Source organism: Pararoseomonas sp. SCSIO 73927 (assembly GCF_037040815.1).
Taxonomy (GTDB): domain Bacteria; phylum Pseudomonadota; class Alphaproteobacteria; order Acetobacterales; family Acetobacteraceae; genus Roseomonas.
Genome location: NZ_CP146232.1, coordinates 4,059,945 through 4,075,142, shown reverse-complemented (window position 1 = coordinate 4,075,142; position 15,198 = coordinate 4,059,945). Strand labels below are relative to the sequence as shown.

The window sequence follows — 15,198 nt, the reverse complement described above, 5'->3', positions numbered from 1 at the left end:
GGCCGGAGGGTGGAGTCAGAGATCAGGAGACAGGCATGTCCCGCAAGTTCGCGCTTCTCGCCGCCGTCTGCGCCTTCGGCGCCGTCCTCGGCGCTGCCCCCGGCGCCTTCGCCCAGGCCCAGAGCGACATGATCCCGCCGGGCGCCCCGCTGCCGGGCGGCTCCACCCGCGCGCCGGCGATGTCGGACGGCTCGATGGCGCCGGCCGGCCGCACGGCGGTGGGCGGATCCGCCGCGGGCTCCTCCGCCCCGATGGCGCGCCAGAGCTACCGCGGCGAGCGCCGCTCCATGCGCCAGGCGCGCCGTGCCCGCGCCGCCTCCCGGGCCCAGGGCTCCGACGCGGCCTACATGGGCGGTGGCGCGGTGTACGAGCGCGGCGCCGACGGCTCCCTGCGCCCTGTCATGTGAGTGGGCGGGGCGCCGCTGGACCTCCACGGCGCCCCCTCCTCTAGCGGCTCAGCACGACATCCGGCAGCCATGTGACGGTCGCCGGCCAGACGGTGATGACGGCCACCGTCACCACCAGCATCAGGAAGAAGGGCAGCGAGGCCCTCGCCACCGCCGTCTGCTCCTTCCCCGTCATGGTCTGCATGACGAAAAGGTTGAAGCCCACCGGCGGCGTGATCTCCGCGATCTCCACCAGCAGCACGATGAAGATCCCGAACCACACCAGGTCGAAGCCGGCCGCCTGGATCATGGGGATGACGATGGAGGTGGTAAGGACGATCATCGAGGTCCCGTCCAGCGCCGCGCCGAGAATCACGTAGACCACCGTCAGCATCGCGATGATCCCGTAGGGGCCGAGGCCGAGGGAGGCCACCGCGGCCGCCAGTGCGGCGGGGATGCCCGTCAGCGCCATGGCCTTCGTCAGGTAGGCGGCGCCGGCCAGGATGAACATGATCATGCAGGAGAGGCGGGTGGCGCCCGTCAGGCTGTCCCGGAAGCTCTCCCAGGTCAGGCAGCGCGTCACGGCGGCCAGCAGCAGGCTGCCCAGCACGCCGAAGGCCGCCGCCTCCGTCGCCGTCGCCCAGCCGACGAACATGGAGCCGATCACGCCGATGATGAGCAGCGCGCAGGGAATGAGCTGCGCGGATTGCCGCATCTTTTCCGCGAAGGGGAGGCGCGGCTCCATCGGCGGCTGCTTTCGCGGGTTCAGCAGCGCCCAGACGGCGATGTAGAGGCTGAACAGCGCCATCACGATCAACCCGGGAATGCAGCCGGCGATGAAGACCCGGACGATCGAGACCTCCGCCGCCACGGCATAGACCACCATGATGATGGAGGGCGGGATCATGATCCCCAGCGTGCCGGAGGTGGCGAGGCTGCCGATCGCCACGTCCTCGTCGTAGCCGCGCCGCTTCAACTCCGGCAGCGCGATCTTCGAGACGGTGGCGCAGGTGGCGGCCGACGACCCGGAGACGGAGCCGAAGATGCCGCAGGCCAGGATGTTCACGTGCAGCAGCCGCCCGGGGATGCGCCGTACCCAGGGCGCGAGGCCGTTGAACAGCTCCTCCGACAGCTTCGTGCGGAACAGGATTTCGCCCATCCAGACGAACATCGGCAGCGCCGCCAGCGTCCAGGATCCCGTCGCCTCCCAGAAGGAGGTGGCGAGGTAGGTGCCGGGCTGCGGGTGCACGAAGGTCATGGCGACGAAGCCGACGAAGGCGAGGCTCATCCCGATCCAGAGACCGCCGGCCAGGAACAGGCCCAGCAGCAGAAGGAGCAGGCCGGCGAGCTCGATAAGGCCCATGTCGCTACACCTCGGCCGAGAAGTCGCCGCGCGCCGCCCGCTCCTCGGCCGCGATCACGTAGTGGGGTCGCCCGCCGCGCAGCACCGTCACCAGCTCGTCCAGCACGGCGATCAGCAGGATCGCCGCGCCGGCAGGCATGGCCATCTTGGGGATCCAGAGCGGCACGGCCAGCGCGCCCTGCGCCACGTCCTCGATCTCGAGCGAGAAGAGGACGTCGTCCAGCGTCCAGTAGAAGGCGTAGGCGCACCCGGTGGCGGCGAAGGCCAGCGCCCCGATCTCGAAGGCGCGGCGCGGGCCGGGGGAGAGCCGCTCGATCAGCAGCCCCACCCGGATCAGCTCCCCGCGCCGGAAAGTCAGCGCGAGGGCGAAGAAGGTGGTGGCCACGCAGAGATAGGCGCTGATGTCGTCAGCGCCGGGGAATTGCATGTTCACGAAGCGCAGCCCCACCTGCGCCATCATCACGACGAAGATGCCGAACAGGCACAGCGCCGCGAGGCCGGCGCTGGCCGCGTAGAGCGCGTCCAGCGCCCGCCTGATCATTCCCGTGTCCTCAGGCGCGATAGGACTCGATGAGCTTCCTGCCGTCCTCGCCGGTCCGGGCCACCCACTCGTCCGTGATGGTGCGGCTGATCGCGGCCAGCTGCTGCTTCAGCACGTCGCTCGGCTGCAGCACCTGCATGCCGCGGGCGCCGAGCGTGTCGGTCGTCTCCTTCTCCGCGTCCCGGGACATCTGCAGCCCCCGCGTCTGGGCCGTGGCTGCCGCCTCCCGGATAGCGGCCTGCTGGCCCGCGGGCAGCGCCTCGAAGGCGCGGCGGTTCACGAAGACGGCATTGTTCGTGTAGCTGAAGCCGACGGGCGTATAGACCTTGCAATAGTCCCAGGCCTGGGTGTCCACGCCAGTGGCCGCGCTGGTGACCATGCCCCGGATCACGCCCGTGGCGAAGGCCTGCGGCACCTCGGTGGCCTGCACCAGGGTGGGGTTCGCGCCCATCAGCGTGGCGAGCCGGTTGGTCATGGTGTTGAAGGTGCGGAAGCGCGTGCCCTTGAACACGTCCAGGTTCGTCACCGGCGCGTTGCTGTAGAAGCCGCCCGGCGGCCAGGGCACCGTGTAGAGCACCATCATGCCCTGGCGTTGGAAGCGCGCCTCCAGGTAGGGCCGCGCCAGCCGCGCCAGCTTCTGCACGTCGTCGTAGGTCGGCGCCAGCACGGGGATGCCGTCCACCTCGAAGAAGGCGTCCTCGTTGCCGTAGGCGGAGGTGAGGACCTCGCCCATCTGCACCTGGCCGCGCTGCACGCCCGCCTTGATCTGCGCCATCGGCAGCAGGGAGGCGTTGGTGTGCAGCTGGAACTGCACGGCGTTGTTGGTCGCCTTGGCCACGTCCTCCACGAAGGCCTTCACGTTCTTCGTGTGGAAGTTCGTGTCCTGGTAGGGGGTGGCGAACTGCCAGCGAGCCTGGGCGCGGGCACTGCCGGCCCCGGAGAGGGCGGCGGCACCGGCCGTGCCGGCCGCGAGGAGGTTCCGTCGGGTGAACATGGGCCTGCTCCGCCTGTGGGACGTTCGATACTGGACGTTCGATTCCGGCGCGCATCATCGGCACCGGGGGGAGTGGGACGCAAGGGAGCGTGCGAGGCCGATCCGGCCCCGCCGAACCGGGAGTGCCGCCTAAGACGGCAGGCGGAGAAGGCCCCGCACGGATTCTGCCACCCGATCGGGCGCCAAGGCCGAGAGGGGCTCCTGCCGCAGGAAGGTGGCGGCCGGGCCGCGCGGGGCGCAGCGGGCCGGGTCGCTCTCCTCCCCGAACAGGGCGAGGGTCGGGCAGCCTGCCGCCGCGGCCAGGTGGGTCGGGCCGGTGTCGTTCCCCACCGCCACGGCCGCCCGGCGCGCGATCGCCGCGAGCTCGAAAAGGCTCGTGCGGCCGGTCAGGTCCAGCGCGCCCGGCGCGGCGGCCTGGATCGCCTCAGCCAGGGCGCGCTCCCCGGAGCCGCCCGTCACCACGGTCGGCACGTCCAGCCGCAAGGCCAGTTCCGGGAAGTGCGGCCAGCGCTTGCCCGGCCGGGACGGGCTGGCACCGGGCACCAGCAGGGCGAAGCGCGGCGGCAGGTCGAAGGCGGAGAGGTCGGCGTCCAGCCACCCCAGTTCCAGGGCGGGGAAGTCCGGGATTCCCGCCATCTCCAGCTGCTCGCGCTGCCGGTCCACCGTGTGCATGGCATTGCGGTGCGGGTTGGCGTGCGGATGGCTCGCCCCGCGCGCCACGCCGGACCATTCGGCATCACGCCCCACGAACAGGCGGTAGCGCGAGGAGCGCGGGGAGGTCTGCAGGTCGTAGACCCGCCCGAAGCGCCCGGCCCGCAGCCTCCGGAACAGGCGGAACTGGGTGCGGAGGTCCGTGTAGCGCGGGCGGCCCTCCGTCCAGACCTCGTCGAACCAGGGGCTGCGCCGGGCCAGTTCCGCGAAGGGCGGCGTGGTCAGGAGGGTGATGCGCGCCCCGGGGTGGTGGGCGCGGATGGCCGCGAAGGGCCCGAAGGCCTGCACGAAGTCGCCGAGCGCCCCGAGCTTGATGACGAGAACCTGCCCGCTCATGCCAGTTCCCGGTACACGGCCAGGGTCGCGTCCTGCATGGCCCGGGTGGTGTAGCGCTCCAGCACGGCCGCCCGCGCCGCCCTGCCCACCCCGTCCCGCGCCTCGGTCGGCATGGATAGAACGCGCGACATGGCGGCGGCCAGCGCGGCCGGATCGCCGGGCGGCACACGCCAGCCCGTCACCCCTTCCTCCACCGTCTCCCGCGGGGCGCCGAGGTCGGAGGCGATGACCGGGCGGCGCATGGCCTGGGCCTCGATCACCGTGCGGCCGAAGGCCTCGGCGTCCGTGCTGGCGTGGATGACGATGTCGGCCAGGGCGAGCGCGGCGGGCATATCTGCGACCGGGCCGGGCAGGCGCACCGTCGCGCCGCTCTCCGCCGCCAGCCCCTCCAGCTCCGCCCGGTAGGCCGCCCGCCCCTGGTCGTCGCCCGCCAGCACGATGTGCGGGCGCGGCCCGTCCAGCATACGCACGGCGCACAGCAGGACGGCCTGGCCCTTCCAGCGCGTCAGCCGCGCCGGCATGAGGATCAGCGGGCGGCCTTCCGGCAGCCCCCACGCGCGCCGCAGCGCGGCGAGGCGGGCCGGCTCCACCGCCGAAGGATCGAAGCGCGCGGGGTCCACGCCCCGCGGGATCACCCGCAGCCGGTCCGGCCCCACACCGTGCCGCGCGCGGACGAGCCCGGCGATATAGTCGCTGATTGCGATCACCCGGTCCCCCCGCGCCATGACGGAGTTGTAGAGCCGCTTGCCGGGAAAGCCCTCGTTGTAGCTGCCGTGATAGGTGGTGACGTAGCGCGCCCCGGTGGCCCGCGCCGCCATCAGCGCGGACCAGGCCGGGAAGCGGCTGCGGGCGTGGACGATCCGCACGCGCTCCGCCCGGACCAGCCGCGCCAGGGCAACCGCCCCGGCAAGGAGGGCGACGGGATTCTTCCGGTTCAGCGGCAGGGCGAGGTGGCGCGCCCCGACCGCTTCCAGCTCCGCCACCATCGGCCCGCCGGCGGAGGCGACCAGGGCGCGCCCGCCGGCTTCCACGATCGCGCGGGCGATCTCCACCGTGCCCCTCTCCACCCCGCCCTGGCCCAGGGCGGGCAGCACCTGCAGGACGGTGGGCGGGGGGGCTGGCATGGCCCCGCCCCTTACCCCGCGGCGGCTGCCCCGTCACGCCAGCCCTGCTACGCCGGGCGCTTGCCGTGGGGCGCTTGCCGTGGGGCGCTTGCCGCCGGCCGCCCCTCGGCGCTAGGCCCGGGCGCATGAGCGAAGAACGCGGCACCCTCACCCGCCCGGACGGCACCCCCCTGGCCTGGGCCGCGCTGCCGGGCGAAGGGCCCACGGTGGTCTTCCTCGGCGGGTTCCGCTCGGACATGGAGGGCTCCAAGGCCCTGCACCTGCGCGACCATTGCGCCGCGCGGGGCCGCGCCTTCCTGCGGCTGGACTATTCCGGCCACGGCATCAGCGGCGGCGCCTTCGAGGACGGCACCATCGGCACCTGGGCGGAGGACGCGGCCCAGGTGATCGAGGCGCGGGCGCCCGGCCCGCTGGTCCTGGTCGGCTCCTCCATGGGCGGCTGGATCGCGCTGCTGCTGGCCCGGCGCCTGGGCCGGGAGCGCGTGCGCGGGGTGATCGGCCTCGCCGCGGCGCCGGACTTCACGGAGGCGCTGATGCCCGGCGAGTTCTCGGAGGCGGACCGGGCCGCGCTGGAGCGCGACGGCGTACTGCGCCGCCCCTCGCAGTACGGGGAGCCGATTCCCATCACGCGCTGCTTGCTGGAGGAGGGGCGGAACCACCTGCTCCTGCCCGGCCCCATCCCTTACGACGGCCCGGTACGCCTCCTCCAGGGCATGGCGGATCCGGACGTGCCCTGGCGTCACGCGCTGCGGATCGTCGAGGCCCTGCCGGGGCCGGACACGGTGCTCACCCTTATCAAGGACGGCAACCACCGCCTCTCCCGCCCGCAGGACCTCGCGCTGCTCTCGCGGGAGCTGGACGCGCTGCCCCTCTAACTAATCGGCCCTCTGATCAGCGGCGCAGGCGGCGGGCCAGGGCGCTCACGCCGACGGCCGCGGTCGCCAGCACCCCCAGCCAGAAGGCGTCGCGCTGACGGCTGGTGAAGACCTCCCAGCCGGCCGTGCGCGGCTGCCGGTCGTCGAAGCGGCCATGCGCGCCGTAGGGGCCGGGCACGGGCTCGAACAGGTTCGCCGGCGCGTCCGCCGCCCGCTTCTCCTCCGTCAACTGGCCCTTGTAGCCCGCGTCGGCGAGGTAGCGGTCCACCAACCCCGGCGCGATCCGGTCCGCCACGATCGTCGCGACGGTGGGCAGCCCCACCCAGACCTGCCGCCGCCGGTGCATGGCGGCGTAGAGGATGGCCCGCGCCGCCACCTCCGGCTGGTAGATCGGCTCCACCGGCTGCGCCTTTCGCCCCATCTTGTTCATGGACCAGTCGAACTGCGGCGTGTTGCAGGCCGGCAGGTCCACGGTGGTGACGTGGACCTTGCTGCCGTCATGGATCAGCTCGGACCGCAGCGAATCGATGAAGCCGCGCGTCGCGAACTTGGCGCCGCAATAGGCGGCCTGCAGCGGGATGGCGCGGTGCGCGAGCGCGGAGCCGACGCTGACGATCGTGCCACGGTCGCGCGCGCGCATGCGCCTCAGCGCCGACATGATCCCGTGGACCTGGCCGAGATAGGTCACCTGGGTGGCCCGCAGCACCTCCTCCGGCGTCAGCTCGGAAACCGGGGCGAAGACCGTCGCCATCGCCACGTTCACCCAGGCGTCGATCGGCCCCAACTCCGCCTCGGCGCGCTCCGCCGCCGCCTCCACGGCCGCGGCATCGGCCACGTCGGTCGGGACCGGCAGGGCGCGCACGCCGAAGGACCGCACCTCCTCCGCCGCGCTCTCCAGCCGCCCGGGATCCCGCGAGAGCAGGGCCACGTCCCAGCCCGCCCGCGCGAACTCCAGCGCGGTGGAGCGGCCGATGCCCGCCCCGGCCCCGGTGACGACGACGACCTTGCTCATGCGGCCTCCTCCGTGTGCGCGAGCGGAACGCGTCCCCGACTTCGGAGTTGGGCGCCGGAGTTGGAGCGCGCTACGCCCCGCGCAGCAGCGCGGCCAGCGCCGGGGAGAGGCCGAGGGAGTCCCGGCCCCGCACCGGCGCGAGCGGCCCCTGGCGCGGGCGAGCGGGCCGCATCGCCGCCAGCGCCTCGGCCATCCGCACCCCGCAGGCGATCCCGTCCAGCAGCGGCACGGGGGAACTGTCCCTCAGCGCCGGCTCCATCCCCGCCAGCGCCGCGCCGCCGAGCACCACGGCATCCGCGCCGCCCGCGGCGAGGCGCGAGACACCCTCACCCACGGCGCGGACTGCGCCCTCGGGATCCGTCAGCGCCCGCTGCGGCGTGAAGTCCACGCCGACGAGCCCGGCGCACCGCGCCGTCAGCCCGTGCGCGTCGATCAGGCGGCGGTAGGATTCCGTGCCCCCGAAGGTCACCAGCCCGAAGCGGTTGCCGAGCATGCACGCGGCGAAGCAGGCCGCCTCCGTCATCCCGACCACCGGGCAGGGCATGAGCTGCCGCGCCGCCTCCAGCGCCGTGTCGAGCGAGACGGCGAGAACCACGGCGTCCACCGCCCCCGCGTGCTCCGCCAGCAGGTCCAGCAGCCCGTGCGCCGCGATGGCGTTCTCCAGCCCGGAGGAGATCACGGCCGGCCCGAAGCGCGGCGTGCCCGGCACGATCTCCACGCCTGCCGAGGCGGCGGCGCGGGCCGCCTCCGCGCAGCGCGCGGTGATGGCCTCGGTGGTGTTCGCGTTGGCGACGAGGATTCGCATGCGGGCTAGCGGAGCCCGGCGAAGCCCGGGCTGTCCAGGCGGGAGGGTTCCTCCCGCGCCGCGGCCACGGCGGCGCCGGGAAGCCGGTCCACCCAGACGAGGAAGGGGTTGAAGGCCAGGATGTCCCCGCTCCGCAAGCTGAGGGACAGCGGCTCGCCCAGCGCCTCGCCGATGGCGGCGGGCACCCGGTCCTCCGGCAGGGCGGCATCGTCCCAGCGGGCGGCGAACACCCCGCCCTCGTAGGAGAAGACGGGCACGGCCGGCTCCCCGCGCGCCTCGTAGAGCGCGGCCAGCCCGGCGCGGTCCGCCCGGAGCAGGGTGTTGTGGATGCAGGCCGCGGAGCGCAGCCGCGCGACGGCGGGCTCCGCCACGCGCAGCAGCAGCGCGTCGCAGGCCTCGGTATGGCGGTTGCCCGTGGCGGGCGCGGGCGAGACGGCCTGGCCCAGCCGCGCGGCGATAGCCCGCGGCGCGGCCTCCGGATCGCCGGAGGCGGGGAGGCCGCGCAGCAGGGCGAAGCCCCGGCCGTGGTCCAGTCGGCCGCGCAGCTCCTGCGCCAGGGCATCCAGGCGCGGGGTCGCGCCCTCCGGTGCGGCCAGCTCGGCCGCGTGCTCCGCGCCCAGCGGGATCATCTGCTCGTTCGGCGCAAGCTCCGCGGCGGACCAGAGGATGGGGCCGGCCAGCGGCACCAGGCGCCGCGGGGCGATGTTCAGGGGATCACTCATCGCCCCCAGGGTAGCGCCCCCGGCGGCCCGCGCCAAAAACATGCCGCAAGCCCTTCCCTCCCCAGGCTTCACTCCGGTCCGCCGCGGGCGCAGGCTGCGCCCCTCTGACGGAAGGATGCACGCCTTGGACGCCCTGCCCTCCCACCCCGCCCTGGACCTGCCCTTCGACGCGGAGGCCATCCTCGGCCGGCTCCGCCCCTGGGTGGAGTGCGAGAGCCCGACCTTCGACGCGGCGGCGGTGGACCGCATGATGGACCTGGCCTCGCGGGACCTGGCGATGATGGGCGCGCGGATCGAGCGCATCCCCGGCCGGATGGGGTTCGGCGGCTGCGTCCGCGCCCGCTTCCCGCACCCGGCCGGGGACGTGCCGGGCATCCTCGTCCTCGCCCATCTCGACACGGTGCACCCGGTGGGCACGCTGGAGGCGCTGCCCTTCCGGCGCGAGGACGGGCGCTGCTACGGCCCGGGCATCTGCGACATGAAGGGCGGCACGCTGCTGGCGCTGGAGGCGATCCGGGAGCTGGCCCGGGCGGGGATCGCCACCTCCCGCCCGGTGACGGTGCTGCTGACCCCGGACGAGGAGGTGGGCACCCCTTCCACCCGCGACGTGATCGAGGCGGAGGCCGCGCGCCACGCCGTGGTGCTGGTGCCCGAGCCCGGGCGTCCGACGGACGAGGCGAGCCCCAAGGGCGGCAGCATGGGCGGCGTCGTCACCGGCCGCTACGCCATCGCCCGCTTCAACCTCCGCACCACCGGCCGCCCCAGCCACGCCGGGGCGAAGCTCTCGGACGGCCGCTCCGCCATCCGGGAGATGTGCCGGCAGGTCCTGGCGATCGAGGCGATGACGACGGAGGCGGCCACCTTCTCCGTCGGCGTGATCGGGGGCGGGCAATGGGTGAACTGCGTGGCCACCCATTGCGACGCCGAGGCGCTGAGCATGGCCAGGCGCCAGGCCGACCTGGACGAGGCGGTGGAGCGGATGCTCGCGCTGAAGCCGGGCGCGCCGGACGTGCTGGTGGAGGTGCGCCGCGGCGTCACCCGCCCCGTGTGGGAGCCGGACGGGGCCGTGATGGCGCTGCACGAGCGGGCGAAGGCCCTCGCCGCCCGCCTCGGCTACCCTCTGCCGCATGAGAGCGCGGGCGGCGGCTCCGACGGGAACTTCACGGGCGCCATGGGCATCCCGACCCTGGACGGGCTGGGCGTGCTCGGCGCCGGGTACCACACCCTGGGGGAGTACATCCGCGAGGACAGTCTCGTGCCACGCGCAAAGCTGCTCGCCGGTCTCCTGGCGAGCGTCTGACGGAACGGGCGGGGCCTCCCGGCGTTAGTCCGGGCATGACCCGCCCAATGCCCCGCCGCCTTGCCCTTCCCGCCGCACTCGCCGGCCTGCTCATGGCCGCGCCGGCCGCGCACGCCCAGTCCGTCTTCAGCACCAGCCGCGCCCCCGTGGGCGGTGCCACCGGCGCCGAGTCTTACGGGGATTGGTCGGTAGGCCAGGCGCCGACCTCCGACTTCGACCGCCAGGGCATGCCGGTCGGCCGCGACGGGCGCCCGCTGACCCGGACCGAGATTATCCGCCGCCGCTCGGCCGCTGCCATGGCCGCGGAGCGGAGCGCGGCCGCGGGAGCGCGCGACGACCGTTCCTGAAACACCGTCGCGGGAAAAGCCGGAACGGTGCTTGCGCGGCACGTTCCGTCGCGCAATCAATCCGCCGTCTCATAGGGAGAGGCATGTCGATGAAGAAGCGTATCGCCCTGGCCATCCTCGCGCTCGGCGGGGTTGCCGTCGCCGGCACGGCCATGGCGCAAGGGGCCACCGGCTCCATCTCGCGCCCGGGCTGGTCCCGCGGGCAGGCACCAAGTTCCGACTTCAACGCCCAGGGGGCGCCGCTCTCTCGGAATGAGGCGGTGCGCCAGCGTGCCGCCGCGGCGCGGGGGCAGGCCGTGGCGCCGGCCCAGCCGCGCCGCCGCGCGCGGCGCTAGGCGGGTCTAGCCCGCGAAGGGGAACTCCGCGGCGGCCTCCCAGGGTCCGCCGCGATAGTGCCAGAGCAGCAGCCCCTCGCCCCGCGCCTCCCAGGGCTGGAATCCCACGGCCATCTCCGCCTGCAGCGCCCGCGCCTCCTCCGGCGCCACCTTGTTCTGCACGGTGACATGCGGGCGGAAGCCGCCCGCATCCTGCGGCGTCAGCCATTCCCGCCAGTGCGAGGCGAGGAGACGGCGCAACGCCACCAGTGCCGGCGCCTCCACTCCCAGCGCCACGCCCCGGCCGAGGGAGCGCGGCCCGGTCACCCGCAGCGCCATGGGCGGCGTTCCGGCGCAGGCGACGCGCAGGTTCTCCGTGATCTCCGGCAGCGCCGCCCCGGGAAGGGCGTGGAACAGGGTGAGGTGCGCGGGAATGTGGTTCCGCTCCGGCGGGAAATGGGCACGGCGCATGGCGTCCAGCCGTGCGAAGGCGGCGTCGTCGAAGCGCAGCGTCAGGATCAGCGGCGCGGGCTCCATCAGCGCGAGGGCAGCGCCAGCAGTGCGTCCAGCCCATCCGGATCACCGAGAAGGGCGGCCTTCTCCGCGCGGGTCAGCGCCGCCAGCGCCTCCTCCGCGGAACCGGCGGCCGCCACGCGGGCACGGCCCATGACGAGGCTGGAGTCCAGCGCGTCCACCCGCGCCGGCGCCGGGGGCGGCAGCATGGCGCGATGCGCGGCCAGCAGGGCGGGATCGGCGCGCAGCCGCGCCAGGGCCTCGCCTTCCGGCGCCATCGCTTCCCACTCCGCGCGCAGGGCCAGGGTGTGGCGCAGGATCGGCGGGGGATCCCGCTCCTCGGGGATCAGCAGCAGCCCGGCGCGGCGGAGCCCCTGCCCGGCCGCGCGCCCCGCCGTCCAGGCCGCGAGCGGAATGGCGAGGGCGAGCCCGACCACCACGGGCGACATCCAGGCCGCGAGGTAGGGCGAGACGAGGAAGGCCGCGACGCCGAAGGCCAGCCCGAAGGCCGTGTGCCGCCAGTAGAGCCGCGCCACCTGCCCGATCGGCAGGCTGCCATCGTCCCGCGTCTGCGCCGACCAGCCGGAGTCCCGCCCGCGCAGGATGGAGAACACGTCCACGGACTGGGTCAGCATCGTCACCGGCGCCAGCAGGCCGGCCAGCACCGTCTCCACCAGCATGCTGACGAGGGCGCGCAGCCCGCCGCCATGGCCGCGCCGCCAGGGCCCGTCCAGCAGCATGGCGCCCCAGGCCAGCAGCTTCGGCACCAACAGCAGGCCCATCGTGGCGATGAAGACCCATTTCGCGCGGACCGGATCGACCACCGGCCAGTTCGGGAACAGCGCCGGCCCCTGCGGGAAGTAGACGGGCAGCACGAAGCGCGCCTGCAGCGACAGCAGCACGCCCGCGACCAGGAAGAGCAGCCAGAGCGGCGCGGTGATGTAGGAACCGATCCCGACAAGGAGGTGGGAGCGGGAGATTGGGTGAAGCCCGCGCGTGGGCAGCACCGCCATGTGCTGCAGGTTGCCCTGGCACCAGCGCCGGTCGCGGATGGCAAGGTCGGAGAGGGCCGGCGGGCTCTCCTCGTAGCTGCCGGACAGTGCGGGGACGAAGTGGATCGCCCAGCCCTGGCGCCGCATCAGCGCGGCCTCCACGAAGTCGTGGCTCATGATCGTGCCGCCGAAGGGCTTGCGGCCGGGCAGGTGCGGCAGCCCCGCCGCCTCCGCGAAGGCCACGGTGCGGATCATCGCGTTGTGGCCCCAGTAGTTCCCCTCCGCCCCGTGCCAGAAGGCGATGCCATGGGCGATGACCGGGCCGTAGAGCCGGCCGGCGAACTGCTGCATCCGCGCGAAGAGGGAGCGGCCGTTGACGATCACCGGCAGGCTCTGGATCAGCCCCACGCCGGGATGCGCCTCCATCGCGGCGGCGAGGCGGATCAGCGCCTCGGCCGACATCACGCTGTCGGCGTCCAGGATCAGGAATTGCGGGTAGGCGCCGCCGAAGCGCCGCACCCAGTCCGCGATGTTGCCGGCCTTGCGGTCCACGTTCTTCGCGCGGCGGCGGTAGAAGATGCGGGCACCCGCCCCGGCCCGCGAGCGCAGCGCGAGGAAAGCCTCCTCCTCCCGTGCCCAGGCGTCCGGATCGGTCGTGTCGCTGAGGATGAAGATGTCAAAGCCGTCCGCCGCGCCCGCCTCGCGCAGCGCTGCCTCCATCGCCTCAAGCCCCGCCAGAACGCGGCGTGGGTCCTCGTTGTACACGGGCATCAGCAGCGCGGTGCGGCCGAGAAGGGCGGGCAGCGGCGCGTTCGGGTCGATCCCCAGCCCCCTACCCCCGCCCAGCGCCACGCTCGCGGCGCCGCAGAGGCTGGAGACGAAGGAGAGCGCGATCCAGGCGAAGAGCGGCACGAAGAGCGCGAGGACGATCGCACCCGGCGTGAAGGGCGTGGTGACGTCCAGCACCAGCGCCATCTCCCGCGTGCCGAGCACGGTCAGCAGGAACGCGGCGCCGAAGACGAGGAGGCGGCGCCAGCCCATGCCGCGCGGCGCCGTCTCCGGCCGTCGCGCGGGTTGCGGCCGCGCGCGCAACTCCTGCACGGGCATGTCCAGCGGCGTCTCCGCCGGCAGGGCAGCGAACCCGCCGGGGAGCGCCGCCTCAGGAGGCGACCCATGGGGCGTCCCCTGGGGCGGGTCGGGGCGGGTCAGGGTGTCCAGCGGAACAGCCATGTCTCGGTCAGCGGCCCTGAGTCATTCTTCAGCAGGGCGCGGAGCTCGACGAGCTTCTCTCCGCCCGGCACCAGCTCGAAGGAGAGGCGCCAGCCCTCCGTCTCGGGGTTGCGCTGCACCACCGCGTTCTCGATCCGCCCGGCGCTGGCGGTCACGTCGAGGACAGGCATCGCCCCCTCCGGCAGCCCTGCCAGCCGCCCGCCGGCCGCCTCCAGCACGAAGAGCCGCGTGCCCTGGACGGAGGGCTTGGCGCCCTGCCGACCGCCGCTGAACTGCGCGGGCGCCGGGCGGTTGGGCGCGCCGAAGGCCGCGCCGCTCGTCCAGTGCAGGCGGTAGACGTAGCTGTACTCCTGCCCCGGCCGCAGCGGGGCCTTGGGGCGCCAGAAGGCGGCGATGTTGTCGTGGATCTCCTCCCGCGTCGGGATCTCCACGAGGTGCACCGCGCCCTCGCCCCAGTCGCCGATCGGCTCGACCCAGGCGCCGGGGCGGCGCTCGTACCGCGCCTCCAGGTCCAGGTAGTCGCGGAAGGCGCGGGCGCGCTGCATCAGGCCGAAGGCGCGCGGGTTCACGTCGCCGAAGACGCTCACCTGCAGTTCCCGCGGGTTGGCCAGCGGCCGCCAGAGCGCCTCCCCACGGCCGGTGGAGAGCATCAGCCCGTCCGAGTCGTGCACGGAGGGCCGGAAGTCGTCGGCGCCCTGGTAGTCCAGGGCGGAGTGCAGGAACATGCTCGTCAGCGGCGCCACGCCGACGGTGGGCATCTCCACCCGCGGATAGAGGCGGGACTCCACGTCGAAGACCGTCTCCTCGCCGGGGCGGATCGTGAAGCGGAAGGCGCCCGTGGTGCTCGGGCTGTCGAGCAGGGCGTGGACCACCGTGGAATTCACCCCGGCGCGCGGCCGCTCCAGCCAGAAGGCGCGGAACAGCGGGAACTCCTCCCCGGAGCGCTCCGCCGTCGCGATGGCCAGCCCGCGCGCGGAGAGGCCGTAGACATGCCCCTTGCCGATGGCGCGGAAGTAGGAGGCGCCGACGAAGGCGGCCACTTCGTCGAAATGGTCCGCCCGGTTCATCGGGTTGGTCAGGCGGAACCCCGCGAAGCCGAGGTCCGGCACCGGGGAGGGGACGGGCCCACCGAGCTCCGAGAGGGTGAAGGCGGTGGGGTCGTAGGGAATGGGCGTCGCCCGCCCGTTCGCCACCTCGAAGAGCGCGACCTTCGCCTTGAACAGGAAGCCCCGGTGGAAGGGCTGCATCTGGAAGGGCAGCCCCTCCGCCCGCCACGCCGCGCGCCCCGCGTTGAAGCGGATGGTGCGGTAGGCGTCGTAGCTCAGGTCGGCGAAGGGCGCGGGCAGGCGCTCATCCGGCGCGGCGTAGGGCTTGGCCGCCAGCTCCCGGGCCATGCTGCGGACGGTGGTGTCGTCGAAGGGCCGGGCCGGGTCGTCGGCCGCCTCCGCGCGCTCGTAGAGCGTGCCGGGGATCCGGGGCATGAGCCCGGCCATGGCTAATCCGGCGATGAGGGCGCGGCGGTGCAAGCTGATCTCCCGGCCGAAGCCTTAAAGGGGGACGCCTTAACGAAGGTTGGGCGTCGGGCGTAGAACGGGGTGGGCGGGGATGGTTTCCTGCCGCACTGCGATATGCT

At 73.9% G+C, this 15,198-nt stretch carries 16 protein-coding genes; 5 read left to right on the top strand and 11 right to left on the bottom strand.

Annotation, left to right across the window (positions count from 1 at the left end; all coding sequences use genetic code 11):
• Positions 1–35: 35 nt before the first annotated feature.
• A complete protein-coding gene (locus VQH23_RS19225; protein ID WP_338662334.1) occupies positions 36–407 on the top strand; it encodes a hypothetical protein in 372 nt (123 codons plus the stop codon).
• A gap of 40 nt (positions 408–447) precedes the next feature.
• Here VQH23_RS19225 and VQH23_RS19220 read toward each other — a convergent pair whose 3' ends face one another.
• From VQH23_RS19220 to VQH23_RS19200, 5 genes are all read right to left on the bottom strand, one after another.
• The gene (locus VQH23_RS19220; protein WP_338662333.1) at positions 448–1,749 is read right to left on the bottom strand and encodes a TRAP transporter large permease subunit; all 1,302 of its coding nucleotides are present in this window, start codon (positions 1,747–1,749) and stop codon (positions 448–450) included.
• A gap of 4 nt (positions 1,750–1,753) precedes the next feature.
• Positions 1,754–2,290, bottom strand: coding sequence for a TRAP transporter small permease (locus VQH23_RS19215; RefSeq protein WP_338662332.1), 537 nt, complete (start codon positions 2,288–2,290; stop codon positions 1,754–1,756).
• Between the two features lie 10 nt (positions 2,291–2,300).
• On the bottom strand, positions 2,301–3,284 hold the full coding sequence (locus VQH23_RS19210; RefSeq protein WP_338662331.1) for a TRAP transporter substrate-binding protein: 984 nt from the start codon (positions 3,282–3,284) through the stop codon (positions 2,301–2,303).
• 129 nt (positions 3,285–3,413) lie between these two features.
• Positions 3,414–4,331 (bottom strand): glycosyltransferase family 9 protein, encoded by a 918-nt coding sequence (locus tag VQH23_RS19205; protein WP_338662330.1) that lies wholly within the window; start codon positions 4,329–4,331, stop codon positions 3,414–3,416.
• Positions 4,328–5,455 carry a glycosyltransferase family 4 protein gene (locus tag VQH23_RS19200; RefSeq protein WP_338662329.1) on the bottom strand — a complete coding sequence of 376 codons (1,128 nt, stop codon included), beginning with the start codon at positions 5,453–5,455 and terminating at the stop codon, positions 4,328–4,330. Before VQH23_RS19200 ends, VQH23_RS19205 begins: the two co-directional genes overlap by 4 nt.
• A 125-nt stretch (positions 5,456–5,580) precedes the next feature.
• Between VQH23_RS19200 and VQH23_RS19195 the strand changes: the two genes are divergently transcribed.
• Entirely contained in the window at positions 5,581–6,330 is a 750-nt protein-coding gene (locus tag VQH23_RS19195; RefSeq protein ID WP_338662328.1) for an alpha/beta hydrolase, read from the top strand.
• A gap of 16 nt (positions 6,331–6,346) precedes the next feature.
• Here the strand turns inward: VQH23_RS19195 and VQH23_RS19190 are convergent, their stop codons facing one another.
• The 3 genes from VQH23_RS19190 to VQH23_RS19180 form a co-directional block, all read right to left on the bottom strand.
• Positions 6,347–7,342: an SDR family oxidoreductase gene (locus tag VQH23_RS19190; protein ID WP_338662327.1), complete on the bottom strand. Its 996-nt coding sequence runs from the start codon at positions 7,340–7,342 to the stop codon at positions 6,347–6,349.
• Positions 7,343–7,412: 70 nt separating this feature from the next.
• Positions 7,413–8,147, bottom strand: coding sequence for an aspartate/glutamate racemase family protein (locus VQH23_RS19185; RefSeq protein ID WP_338662326.1), 735 nt, complete (start codon positions 8,145–8,147; stop codon positions 7,413–7,415).
• 5 nt (positions 8,148–8,152) lie between these two features.
• Positions 8,153–8,869 carry a hypothetical protein gene (locus VQH23_RS19180; RefSeq protein ID WP_338662325.1) on the bottom strand — a complete coding sequence of 239 codons (717 nt, stop codon included), beginning with the start codon at positions 8,867–8,869 and terminating at the stop codon, positions 8,153–8,155.
• Positions 8,870–8,993: 124 nt separating this feature from the next.
• Here VQH23_RS19180 and VQH23_RS19175 point away from each other — a divergent pair, with 124 nt between their 5' ends.
• From VQH23_RS19175 to VQH23_RS19165, 3 genes are all read left to right on the top strand, one after another.
• A complete protein-coding gene (locus tag VQH23_RS19175) occupies positions 8,994–10,169 on the top strand; it encodes a M20/M25/M40 family metallo-hydrolase (protein WP_338662324.1) in 1,176 nt (391 codons plus the stop codon).
• Positions 10,170–10,216: 47 nt separating this feature from the next.
• The gene (locus VQH23_RS19170; RefSeq protein ID WP_338662323.1) at positions 10,217–10,516 is read left to right on the top strand and encodes a hypothetical protein; all 300 of its coding nucleotides are present in this window, start codon (positions 10,217–10,219) and stop codon (positions 10,514–10,516) included.
• An 89-nt stretch (positions 10,517–10,605) separates the two neighbouring features.
• On the top strand, positions 10,606–10,851 hold the full coding sequence (locus VQH23_RS19165) for a hypothetical protein (protein ID WP_338662322.1): 246 nt from the start codon (positions 10,606–10,608) through the stop codon (positions 10,849–10,851).
• Positions 10,852–10,857: 6 nt separating this feature from the next.
• Here VQH23_RS19165 and VQH23_RS19160 read toward each other — a convergent pair whose 3' ends face one another.
• From VQH23_RS19160 to VQH23_RS19150, 3 genes are read right to left on the bottom strand one after another with little or no spacing between them, the layout of a single operon-like run.
• Positions 10,858–11,367 (bottom strand): 2'-5' RNA ligase family protein, encoded by a 510-nt coding sequence (locus VQH23_RS19160; RefSeq protein ID WP_338662321.1) that lies wholly within the window; start codon positions 11,365–11,367, stop codon positions 10,858–10,860.
• A complete protein-coding gene (gene mdoH / locus VQH23_RS19155) occupies positions 11,367–13,565 on the bottom strand; it encodes a glucans biosynthesis glucosyltransferase MdoH (RefSeq protein ID WP_338662320.1) in 2,199 nt (732 codons plus the stop codon). The genes VQH23_RS19160 and mdoH overlap by 1 nt, the downstream gene beginning before the upstream one ends.
• A complete protein-coding gene (locus VQH23_RS19150) occupies positions 13,541–15,091 on the bottom strand; it encodes a glucan biosynthesis protein G (RefSeq protein WP_338662319.1) in 1,551 nt (516 codons plus the stop codon). Before VQH23_RS19150 ends, mdoH begins: the two co-directional genes overlap by 25 nt.
• Positions 15,092–15,198: the final 107 nt, after the last annotated feature.